Annotated in this window: 9 protein-coding genes; 4 read left to right on the top strand and 5 right to left on the bottom strand. The window is 71.2% G+C overall.

The window, feature by feature from the left end; genetic code table 11:
- Positions 1 to 55 precede the first annotated feature (55 nt).
- Positions 56 to 1096: a phenylalanine--tRNA ligase subunit alpha gene (gene pheS, locus AB0C27_RS31655; RefSeq protein WP_357851426.1), complete on the top strand. Its 1041-nt coding sequence runs from the start codon at positions 56 to 58 to the stop codon at positions 1094 to 1096.
- The gene (locus tag AB0C27_RS31660) at positions 1096 to 3648 is read left to right on the top strand and encodes a phenylalanine--tRNA ligase subunit beta (RefSeq protein WP_357851214.1); all 2553 of its coding nucleotides are present in this window, start codon (positions 1096 to 1098) and stop codon (positions 3646 to 3648) included. Before pheS ends, AB0C27_RS31660 begins: the two co-directional genes overlap by 1 nt.
- Positions 3649 to 3685: 37 nt before the next feature.
- On the opposite strand, the gene AB0C27_RS31665 is transcribed toward AB0C27_RS31660, so the two are convergent.
- Positions 3686 to 4312 carry a Uma2 family endonuclease gene (locus AB0C27_RS31665; protein ID WP_357851217.1) on the bottom strand — a complete coding sequence of 209 codons (627 nt, stop codon included), beginning with the start codon at positions 4310 to 4312 and terminating at the stop codon, positions 3686 to 3688.
- A gap of 75 nt (positions 4313 to 4387) precedes the next feature.
- On the opposite strand from AB0C27_RS31665, the gene AB0C27_RS31670 reads away from it, so the two are divergent.
- On the top strand, positions 4388 to 4621 hold the full coding sequence (locus tag AB0C27_RS31670; protein ID WP_357851220.1) for a hypothetical protein: 234 nt from the start codon (positions 4388 to 4390) through the stop codon (positions 4619 to 4621).
- 185 nt (positions 4622 to 4806) lie between these two features.
- Positions 4807 to 5550, top strand: a complete 744-nt coding sequence (locus AB0C27_RS31675) for a YfcE family phosphodiesterase (RefSeq protein ID WP_357851223.1) — start codon at positions 4807 to 4809, stop codon at positions 5548 to 5550.
- A gap of 228 nt (positions 5551 to 5778) precedes the next feature.
- Here AB0C27_RS31675 and AB0C27_RS31680 read toward each other — a convergent pair whose 3' ends face one another.
- From AB0C27_RS31680 to AB0C27_RS31695, 4 genes are all read right to left on the bottom strand, one after another.
- On the bottom strand, positions 5779 to 7047 hold the full coding sequence (locus tag AB0C27_RS31680) for an MFS transporter (protein ID WP_357851226.1): 1269 nt from the start codon (positions 7045 to 7047) through the stop codon (positions 5779 to 5781).
- Positions 7048 to 7491: 444 nt separating this feature from the next.
- On the bottom strand, positions 7492 to 8430 hold the full coding sequence (locus AB0C27_RS31685; RefSeq protein WP_357851229.1) for a cyclase family protein: 939 nt from the start codon (positions 8428 to 8430) through the stop codon (positions 7492 to 7494).
- Positions 8431 to 9149: 719 nt separating this feature from the next.
- Positions 9150 to 9500, bottom strand: coding sequence for a nuclear transport factor 2 family protein (locus tag AB0C27_RS31690; protein ID WP_357851232.1), 351 nt, complete (start codon positions 9498 to 9500; stop codon positions 9150 to 9152).
- Between the two features lie 15 nt (positions 9501 to 9515).
- Complete coding sequence (locus tag AB0C27_RS31695) at positions 9516 to 9923, bottom strand: hypothetical protein (protein WP_357851235.1); 408 nt, start codon at positions 9921 to 9923, stop codon at positions 9516 to 9518.
- Positions 9924 to 10721 lie beyond the last annotated feature (798 nt).

Consider the following 10721-nt stretch of genomic DNA (forward strand, 5'->3'; position numbering starts at 1 on the left):
GTCTGACTACGACCCCGTCGAGGTGACACCGTTGCATGCCGACGAGGTGTCCCGCATGGAGGCCGACGCCATCGAGGCGATCAAGGCCGCCGCCGACCTCGACGCACTCAAGCGGGCCAGGCTGGCGCACGCGGGTGACCGCTCGCCCATCGCCCTGGCCAACCGCGAGATCGGCGCCCTGCCGCCGGCCGCCCGCGCCGAGGCCGGCAAGCGCGTCGGCGGCGCCCGCAAGGCGATCAACGAGGCACTGGCCGCCCGCCAGGCCGAGCTGGAGGCCGAGCGCGACGCGCGGGTGCTCGTCGAGGAGACCGTCGACGTCTCCCTGCCCTGGGACCGGCGGCCCCGCGGCGCCCGCCACCCGATGACCACGCTGCAGGAGCGCATCGCCGACGCCTTCGTCGCCATGGGCTACGAAGTGGCCGAAGGCCCCGAGCTCGAAGGCGAATGGTTCAACTTCGACGCGCTCAACATCGCCAAGGACCATCCGGCCAGGTCCGACCACGACACGTTCTTCGTCGGCTCCACCGACTCCGGTATGGTGCTGCGCACGCAGACCTCGCCGGTGCAGGTCCGCGCGCTGCTCCAGCGCGAGCTGCCGGTCTACGTGATCTCGCCGGGCAAGACGTTCCGCACCGACGAGCTCGACGCCACCCACACCCCGGTCTTCCACCAGACCGAGGGCCTGGCCGTCGACGAGGGCCTGACGATGGCCCACCTCAAGGGCACGCTCGACCGGTTCGCCGAGGTCATGTTCGGCAAGGGCATCACGACCCGGTTCCGGCCCAACTACTTCCCGTTCACCGAGCCGTCCGCCGAGATGGACCTCAAGTGCTTCGTCTGCCGCGGCGCCTCGGCGGTCCCCGGCAACCCGCCCTGCCGCACCTGCAAGTCGGAGGGCTGGATCGAGTGGGGCGGCTGCGGCATGGTCAACCCGCGCGTGCTCATCGCGTGCGGGGTCGACCCGGCGCGCTACTCCGGGTTTGCCTTCGGCATGGGCATCGAGCGGACGCTGATGTTCCGCCACAACGCCGAGGACATGCGTGACATGGTCGAGGGAGACGTGCGCTTCACCCTCCCGTTCGGAATGGAGATCTGATGAAGGTCCCGCTTTCCTGGCTGCGGGAGTATGTCGATCTCCCGGCGGTCACCGCCCACGAGGTGGCCGACAAGCTGACCGCGGCCGGCCTCAAGCTCGAGGCGATCGCCTCCCACGGTCACGACGTCAAGAACGTCGTGGTCGGCGAGGTGCTCGAGATCGAGGAGCTGACCGGTTTCAAGAAGCCGATCAGGCACTGCAAGGTCGAGGTCGGCGAGGCGACCCCGCGCGAGATCGTCTGCGGCGCCACCAACTTCGCCGTCGGCGACCGGGTGCCGGTCGTGCTGCCCGGCGGCGTGCTGCCCGGCGGGTTCGAGGTCGGCGCGCGCAAGACGTACGGGCGCATGTCCGAGGGCATGATCTGCTCCGAGCGTGAGCTCGGGCTGGGCGACGACCACAACGGCATCATGGTGCTGGCCGCCGGCACGCCCATCGGCACCGACGTGGTCGAGCTGCTCGGGCTGCGCGACGACGTGATCGAGCTGGAGATCACGCCCGACATCGGCTACGCCCTGTCGATCAGGGGCGTGGCGCGCGAGGCGGCGACGGCGTTCGGGGTGGCCTTCCTCGACCCCGCCGACGTCGATCTGCCCGCCGAGAGCGGCACGTCGTGGCCGGCCTCCATCGCCGACCCGACGGCGTGCGACCGGTTCGTGCTGCGCGAGGTGCGCGGCTTCGACCCGGCCGCCGAGAGCCCGCTGTGGATGCGGGTACGCCTCACGCGTGCGGGTGTGCGCCCCGTGTCGCTGGCCGTCGACGTCACCAACTACCTGATGCTGGAGCTCGGGCAGCCGCTGCACGCGTTCGACCGGGCCAAGCTGCAGGGCGAGATCGTCGTACGCAGGGCCGCGGCCGGTGAGCGGCTGGAGACGCTCGACCACGTCGTACGCGACCTCGACCCCGACGACATCCTCATCACCGACCAGTCGGGGCCGATCTCGATGGCCGGCACGATGGGCGGCCTGGAGACCGAGATCTCCGACGCCTCGACCGACATCGTCATCGAGGCCGCCCACTTCTCCGCGACCGGCATCTCCCGCGAGTCGCGCAGGCACGGGCTGGTGTCGGAGGCGTCCAAGCGGTTCGAACGCGGCGTCGACCGCGAGCTGCCGCTGGTCGCCTCGTGGCGGGCGGTCCAGATGCTGGCCGAGCTGGGTGGCGCGAGCGTCCAGCCCGGCGTCACGCACGCCGAGGTCGAGGTGTCGCCCGCGCGCATCGCGATCCCGTCCGGCTACCCGGGCCGGGTCGCCGGCATGACCTACTCCAGAGACACCGTGATCGCCCGGCTGGAGCAGGTCGGCTGCGTCGTCACCGACGGCGACGACCCGGCCGTGCGCCGGGGCGGCGTCGATCCGACCGGTGTGGTGACCGGCGGCGCGCTGGCCGCCAAGCTGGCCGTCACCGGCGACGACATGATCACGGTCACGCCGCCGTCGTGGCGGCCCGACCTCACCGACCCCAACGACCTGGCCGAGGAGGTCATCCGGCTGGAGGGCTACGAGGACCTCCCGTCGGTGCTGCCCTCCGCCCCGGCCGGCGCCGGGCTCACCGAGGCGCAGCGGCTGCGGCGGCGGGTCGGCCGGGCCCTGGCCGAGGGCGGTCATGTCGAGGTGCTCAGCTACCCGTTCATCAGTCCCGACGACTTCGACCGGCTGCAGCTGCCCGCCGACGACGCCCGCCGGGTGGCCGCGCGGCTGGCCAACCCGCTGTCGGAAGACGAGCCGCTGATGCGGACGACGCTGCTGCCGGGCCTGCTCAAGACCCTCGTCCGCAACGTCGGCCGCGGCTTCACCGACGTGGCCCTGTTCGAGACCGGCTCGGTCTACCGCCCGCGCGCGGGAGCGCCGGGCGTGGCCCCTGTGCTCGGCGTCGAGCGCCGGCCCACCGCAGAAGAGCTGGCCTCGATCGAGTCGGCGCTGCCCGACCAGCCGCTGCGGGTCGCGGTGGTGCTGGCCGGCGAGTTCGAACGATCCGGCTGGTGGGGCGCGGGCCGCCCCGCGACGTGGGCCGACGCGGTGCAGGCCGCCCGGCTCGTGGCGGCGGAGGCGCGAATCGAGCTGTCCATCAGCGCCGACCAGCACGAGCCCTGGCACCCCGGCCGGTGCGCCGCCCTCTACGCGGGCGACACGCTGGTCGGCCACGCCGGTGAGCTGCACCCGCGGGTGATCGAGGCTTACGGCCTGCCGCCGCGTACGGTGGCGATGGAGCTGGAGCTGTCGCGGCTTGAGGCGGCCATGCCCGGCCCTGTGCAGGCGCCCTCGGTGTCCGCCTATCCGGTGGCCACGCAGGACGTCGCGCTGATCGTGCCCGACTTCACGCCGGTGGCCGACGTTGAGGCGGCCCTGCGTGACGGGGCCGGGGCGTTGCTGGAGTCGATCCGGCTGTTCGACGTGTACGCCGGGGAACAGGTGGGCGAGGGGAACAAGTCGCTGGCCTACTCGATGCGCTTCCGGGCCGCCGACCGTACGCTGACGGTCGAGGAGACCACGGCTGCCCGTGACGCGGCGGTGGCGATGGCGGCCGACCGGGTGGGCGCGCAACTGCGCGGCTGAGACCGTCGTCATGGAGGGGCCGGTGCGCCGGCCCCTCCTAGCGGGTGTGGCTCGAGCAGAGCGTGGTGAGGTCGATGTCGAGGTCGAACGGGACCATGAGCTTGAGCCGGTCATGGTGGACGCCGGTGGCGATGTAGGCCTGCGTGGCGGGGTCGAGCTCGTGGACGTAGACGGCGGGCCGGCCGTTGACCTCTTCGACCAGCCAGAAGTGGGGGATCCCCGCCTCGGCGTAGAGGACCGGCTTGCGCTGCCTGTCGCGCAGTTCGGACTCCTTGGAGACCACTTCGACGGTGAGCAGGACGTCCGCGGCGTCGTAACAGGTGACGTCGGGGTCGTCGGGCGCGTCGGGGCCGAGCACGATGAGGTCGGGCTCTGGCCGTTGCCGCGCACCCAGTTTCACCGTCATTTGTCCCAATATTTCGTGATCTGCGGGCAGGAAGTGGTTCAGCGCGGTGCGCAACTCGCGGCTGACCACGTGATGGAAGAGATTCCGCGGGCCCACGAAGACCAGGCTTCCGTCGATCAGCTCTGTGTGCGCAGGCAGATCCGGGAGGTGATCAAGATCTTCGGCGAAGAACCCCTGCGGCGGCGGGAAGACCCAGTCGGGGAGCTCGGCCGAGGGCGGCGGCGGCTCGGTGATCGTCCGTTGGGGAAGCGCGGTCACGGGCGCAACGCTATCCGGCCGGATCCGTCACGGTCGGTGAATGAGGGAATACGGATCGACTGAGGAGGTCGGAGCGTGCGGCAGCTGCTGGTGTTCACGGAGCGGGACGACGCCGAGGAGGTCGCCGAGACGCTGGGGGAGTGGTTTCCCGAGCTAGGGGTGCCGCGCGTCGTACGGGAGACCCTCGCCGGTGAGGACGACGCCGAGGACGCGCAGTGGCTGGTCGTCGTCGAGGGACTGGACGCCGGTCGCCTGGCCAAGGTCGAGGAGCTGATCGAGCGGTACGACGGGTGGCGCGAGGCGGAGTGAGCCGTACGGCGGGGCGGTGTGAGGCCGACTGGGCGGGTGGAGGGGTACGGGCGGGTGGCGTGCTCGGCTGAGATGGTGGAGCGGTCGTGAGGCCGGGTGAGCTGGACGGTTTCGCGATCGGCTGAGTCGTTCGCCGGGTAGCGAACATCGGCTCCGGCGGTCGTGCGACACGGCAGAGTTGCCCTATGCGAATCGCCGTTCTCTCCGACATCCATGGTGTGCTGCCCGCGTTGGAGGCCGTGCTGGCCGAGCCCGAGGTGAAGTCCGCCGACCGGATCGTGCTCACCGGTGACGTGGCCGCGGGGCCGCTGCCCGTGGAGACGCTCGACCTGCTCACCTCGCTGGGGGAGCGCGCGTCCTGGGTGAACGGCAACGCCGACCGTGAGCTCGTGGAGGTGGCGGCGGGCAAGGACTGCCCCTACCCGTCGTCGGTGTGGGCGGCGGGTCAGCTCAGGGAGGAGCAGGTCGAGCTGCTGGCCGGGCTGCCCTCCCGGCAGGAGATCGAGGTGGGGCAGCTGGGGCGGACGCTGTTCGTGCACGCCACGCCGCGCAGCGACGAGGAGACGATCCTCGTGGACAGCTCGCTGGAGCGATGGGGCGAGGTGCTGGCGGGGGAGAAGGCCGACACCGTGGTGCTGGGCAACACGCACATGCCGTTCGTACGGCTCGCGGATCGGGTGCTGGTGGTCAACCCCGGGTCGGTCGGCATGCCTTACGGGCGCTACGGCGCGCAGTGGGCGCTGCTCGACGGGAAGAGCGGGGCGGTGACGTTGCGGAACACGCCGCTGGACGCGAGGACGGTGCGGGAGCGGCTGCTCGCCGAGAGCGGATACGAGGGCGTCAGGGAGTGGGTGGACGAATACGTCACCAGCGTCTACTCCGACGCCGAGGCCCTGACGACGTTCGCCGCCGCCGAGGGCCGGAGGTGAGCGCTGGTGGGGGATGGCCTGCGAGGTCTCGGCTGGGTGGTGCCCCGGGGGATGCAAGGACGTGACCGAGTGGTGCCCCGGGGGATGCAAGGACGTAGCCGGGTTGTGCTCCGGGGATGGTGGGCGGCTGATCGGTGGCTCGTGGGGCGGCGGGTGACCGGATTTCGGTGGTTGGGCGGGTTTCGGTGGGTGACCGGGTTTCTGCGAATGAGCGCGTTTCGGTGGTCGTCAGGCGGGGGCCTGGGCCGGGTCGGTCGGAGCCTGGTCGGTCGCGGCCTGCCTGCGGGCCTTCTCCGCCAGAGCGTGCTCGTCGGTCCTGGCGTCGTACGCGCGGAATCTCGGCAGGGCGGCGGCCAGCGCGAGGACGGCGGCCACGCACAGCGCGCCGCCCGCGCCGAGGGAGAAGCGGGTGCCGCCGAAGTTGGCCATGAGGCCGGCCCGCGCGTTGCCCAGCATCGGCCCGCTGGCGTAGGAGAGCAGTTCGATGCCGGCCAGGCGGCCGCGCAGCTCCGGCGGGATGGTCTGGTTCCACATCGTCAGGCGGAAGATGCCGCTGATCATGTCGGCCGCGCCGGCGAAGGCGAGGCAGACGAAGATCATCCAGACGTTGGGCGCGAAAGCGGTCAGGGTCACGGCCACGCCCCAGGCCGCGGCGGCGACGATCACGCCCAGGCCCTGACGCTGGACGCGGGCCGTCCAGCGGCCGGTGAGCGAGGCGATCAGAGCGCCCACCGCGGCCGCCGAGTAGAGCAGCCCGAGCGCCTCGGGCGCCCTCAGCTCCTCGGCCAGGAACGGATAGAGCGCCGTCGACATCGCGAACACCATGGCGGCGATGTCCACCAGGTAGGTGCCCATCAGATCCTTGCGGCTCACCGCGTAACGGACGCCCTCGATCAGCGACCTGATCGAGGCGGGGGCGGCGTCGTCGGCGGGCGGGATGGCCCTGACCCGCCAGAGCAGCACCAGGGAGAGCACGAACGTCAGCGTGTCGAGGGCGTAGGCGGAGGCCGTGCCCCAGGCCGTCAGCATCAGGCCGCCCAGCGCCGGGGCCACGATGGCGCCGAAGTTCCAGCGCAGGCTCGACAGCACCGCGGCCGCGCTCTGCTGCTCGTGCTTGACCACCTGCTGGATCACCGCCTCCAGGCTGGGCCGCTGCAACGAGCCCACGCCGGTGGCCAGCGCGCCCATCACGTACAGGACCCAGACCTGCGGGTCGGGCAGCATCGCGTTGATCATGAGCGCGGCGGAGGTGACCAGCAGTCCCAGCTCGCTCAGCCAGATGATCCGGCGGCGGTCGAGCGCGTCGGCGATGGCGCCGCCCCACAGGCCGCACACCACCATCGGCACGAACTCCGCCAGGCTCACCAGCCCGACCGCCAGGTAGGAGTCCGTCAGCTCCTTCATCTGGTACGGCACCGCGACCATGGAGATCATCGTGCCGAACATCGTGATGACGCCGGACCCGAAGAGCAGCCGGTAGTCGCGCGAATCGCGCAACGGGCTCAGATCCAGCGAAAGGTGACGGAGAAGACGTCTGACAGCAGCAAGCACGAGTCTAGATTGTCCGGCCAAGGCGCTGTCCGGGGCAAATGGATTCCTGCGCGTGGCGGCTGGGTCCTGGCTGATGTCTTGTACGCGGGAGACGGTGTGCCCTCGCCGCTCGCGACCGTGTTCCAGGTGCGGAACTTCCGGTGCGGAACGGGTGCTTCACGACAAGGCGGGCACCTCGGGGGAGCTGTGGGTCGGGTGGTGGGTATCGCGGGAGTCGGGGTCGGGTTGTGGGTGCCTCGGGAACTGCGGTCGGGTCGGGGCATCTCGGAGTTGCGGTCAGATGGCGGGCACTTCGCGACCGCGGTCGGATCGTGGGCGCCCTGCGGAGCGCAGCCAGGCGACTGGCATCTCGCGAATGGGGTCAGATGACCGCAACCTTGCGAATCGGGGTCAGAAGGTGGCGATCGGGTTGACGGGGCTGCCGGAGGTGCCGGCGAGGCGGACCGGTGCGACCGCGAGCTGGAAGTCCCACTGGCCGAGCTCGGTGGCCGTCGCCGCGCACGCCTCCAGGTCGCAGTTGTCGAGCAGCCACAGACCCATCGCGACGAGGCCCACGGCGTGAACCGGCATCAACACGTCGTCGTACCCCGACGGCAGAACCTCCTGCGGCGAGTCGGCGCCGATCAGTGCGACTTCGCGCTCGCGCAGCCACGGCAGGCACGACGCGTGCCAGCCGGTCTGTGTGAAACCGGCGGTCGCGGCGGCTTCGTGACGGGCGCGGCCGTAGCCGGTCCGCAGGAGCACCGCGTCTCCGGAGCGCACCCGTACGCCCTGGCGGCGTTCGGCCTCCTCGAGATCGTCCGGAAAGACTCCTTCGCCCGGTTCGAGCCACGGCACGCCCCGCGCGGCCGCAATGTCCAGCAGGACGCCGCGTGTGACGATCCCGTTCGCCGCCGCCGTGACGGTCGCCCACGCCGATCCCGTCGCGGGGTCGACCAGCGAGTGCGGCCGGCCGTTGTACATCTTGCCGTCCCAGAAGAGGTGGCACGGCGAGTCGATGTGGGTGACGGTGTTGCCGTGGAACGTGATGCCGAGCCGTTCGGAGGAGAAGCCCCAGCGCCGGTCCTTGTGGAACGCGGCCACCGGCATGTTCTCGGCACCCGGCATGTCGGCGGCGCACGGGCACGACGTCGTCGATCGCTCCATGTCCTCCGGTACGGCGACCTCCCACGCGCACGACACGCTCCTGCCGTGGCGCACAGCCTGTGCCGCCGCCAGGCGGACGTCGTCGGTGATGTGGTTCAGCGTGCCGAGCTCGTCGGCTTCGCCCCACCGGCCCCAGTTCGACAGCGTGTCGAAGTAGCCGAGTACGTCGTCCTGGGTTGGCATCGGTCGCCCTGCCGTCGTCATCTCAGCGTCGACTCCTCCGGTCACGTGGTTCTTGGCACCGCAGGCAGGGTATCCCGATCTCTCTCTTGTCCGGTTTCCGGGGGCGGGTCCTCGGGGGTCTCTTTGGGAAGGTGGGTCTCTTCGGGGGCTTCGTCCAGAGCCCCGGGAAGCTGTTCCGGAGGAGCTCCTTCTGGTGCCGCGCCGATCGGCGCGCTGGTGGCCGGGCTGATCGGCGCGGCGGTGGGCATGTGGCCGGTGGAATGATGGCGGCGGTGATCGGTGCGGTGGTGCCGGTGATCGTGCTGGCGCTGTCGCCGATCCCCCGGATGCGCGAGATGCCGCAGACCCCGGCCTTAGAGCCCCTGGACGGTTGCCCTCGGGACCCGTCATGAGCCCCCGGGGCGGTTGCTCTCGGGGCCTGTCCTGAGCCCTCGGGTGAGCCCTCGGGGCGGTTGCTCCCGGGGCCCGTCCAGAGTCCTCGGGCGTTGTCCTGGGGGAGGCCCTGTCCAGAGCGCCCGGGAAGCTCCTTCTTGAGCCCCCGGAAAGCTGTCCCGGGGAACTCCGTGTAGAGCGCCCGGGAAGCTGTCTCGGGAGAGCTCCCTCTGAGCGCCTGGGAGGTTGTCTCGGGGGAGCACCCTCTAGAGCGCCCGGGAGGTTGCCCCGGGCGCTCTTCGTCCAGAAGTGTCCGGGAGGTTGGCCCGGAGCAGCTTCTTCCGGGGTCAGGATGGGACCTTGTCCAGGAAGCCGAGGACCTTGCGGATGCGGCCGTCTTCGGTCAGTTCGGCTACGTCGAAGCCGATGGCGACCGGTTCCCCGCCCTCCGGGCCCAGGTGCCAGGTGAAGCGGGCGATGTGGTGGTGGGCGTCGTACACCTCGCCCGCGGAGAAGACCAGGCCGGGGAACATGCCCTGTGCGGCCTCGATCACCGCGGCGATCCCGGCGTGGCCGGTGACGTCCGCGAGGGGGTCGGTGTAAGTGGCGTCCTCGGTCCAGAGGTCGGCCACGGCCTTGGCGCGGGCCTCTGGGTCGGTCTGGTTCCAGCAGTCGACGTAGCGGTCGATGAGGGTCATGGGGTGGCTCCTGTACTAGTTGGTGCGGCTTTTGCGCAGGCCGGTGATCTGGAGCTCGGCGAACCCGGCCACCACCAGGGCTTGGGCGATGGCCCAGACGGCGCCCATCGTGGTGAAGCCGATCGCGCCCGTGACGACGGCCGCGACGCTGCCGAGGGTCCAGATGACGTTCGCGGCGATCACCGCCTTGGTGGCGGCGGGGCTGATCGTGCGGCGGCCGGCCACGAGGGCGACGGCGGCGCCGTACGCGAGGAGGAAGCCGCCGATCGCGCGCAGCAGGCCGGCGTCCGGGCCGAGCAGGGTGCTCACCGGGCCGGCGAACGCGAGGTAGATCAGCCCGTTGCCGCCGGTGACGACGGCATCGGTGGCCAGCGCCAGGCGCAGGAACTTCATCCGGTCGGTGGTGATGGGCACGGCGGTCATCTCGGGCTCCTTCGTCGGGCCTCAGTGCGAACACCTGAAAGATGTCAGGCCGGGGGTAGGGGCCGCGATTACGCGCCAGGTAAGTGATGGTGTCGGCACCGGCATTGACCAGGGGAGACGCAGCGAAGATTGTGGTCGTCGTCACAGGGCTGCGGCACACGGCACGCGGCACGAGTCTGCCGTCGGGGCTCGGGGCTCGGGGCTCGGGGGGCTTTCCGGCAGAGTTCTTCGCGCGGGGGCTTGGAAGGGTTGCGGCCGCTGGTGTTGCGCGGATTGGGTGCCGGGAGCGTTGGATCGGGCGCACCGGAAGCTGGGGTAGAGCGAGCCAGGCGGAGGGATGTGCTGGGTGTCCCAAGCGTGGTGGGTGGCGGGGTCCGCTGGTGCTGTGCGTGGGTGGTGCTTGGGCGCGTGGGGTGGTGAGGTGTGCGGGTGCCTTGCGTGGTGGGTGGCGGGGTGCACTGGTGCCGTGTGTGCGTGGTGCTTGAGGTCTCGGGTGGAGAGGTGTGCAGGTGCCAAGCGTGCCAAGCGTGCGGATGGCACGGGTGTCGCGTGGTGCGAGGCGTGCGGGGTGGCGAGTGTCGCAAGCGTGCCCGGTCGAGGTGCGTGGGGGTCGTGTGTGTGGTGCTTGGGCGTCCCGGGTTGTGAGGAGTGCTGGGCGCGGTGGCGCTGGTGCCCTGGGTGAGGGACGCTGTTGGTGCCGGGGTGCCGGGGTGCCGGGGTGCCGGGGTGCCGGGGTGCCGGGGTGCCGGGGTGCCGGGGTGCCGGGGTGCCGGGGTGCCGGGGTGCCGGGGTGCCGGG

Origin of the sequence: Nonomuraea sp. NPDC048882 (assembly GCF_040649755.1) — a bacterium.
GTDB classification, from domain to species: Bacteria; Actinomycetota; Actinomycetes; order Streptosporangiales; family Streptosporangiaceae; genus Nonomuraea; species Nonomuraea maheshkhaliensis.

What these genes read in the sequence shown, in the direction of transcription:
- pheS (WP_357851426.1), top strand. Translation starts at nt 56, where the DNA reads ATGGAGGCCGACGCCATCGAGGCGATCAAGGCCGCCGCCGACCTCGAC.
- AB0C27_RS31660 (WP_357851214.1), top strand. Translation starts at nt 1,096, where the DNA reads ATGAAGGTCCCGCTTTCCTGGCTGCGGGAGTATGTCGATCTCCCGGCG.
- AB0C27_RS31675 (WP_357851223.1), top strand. Translation starts at nt 4,807, where the DNA reads ATGCGAATCGCCGTTCTCTCCGACATCCATGGTGTGCTGCCCGCGTTG.
- AB0C27_RS31685 (WP_357851229.1), bottom strand. Translation starts at nt 8,430, where the DNA reads ATGCCAACCCAGGACGACGTACTCGGCTACTTCGACACGCTGTCGAAC.
- AB0C27_RS31690 (WP_357851232.1), bottom strand. Translation starts at nt 9,500, where the DNA reads ATGACCCTCATCGACCGCTACGTCGACTGCTGGAACCAGACCGACCCA.
- AB0C27_RS31695 (WP_357851235.1), bottom strand. Translation starts at nt 9,923, where the DNA reads ATGACCGCCGTGCCCATCACCACCGACCGGATGAAGTTCCTGCGCCTG.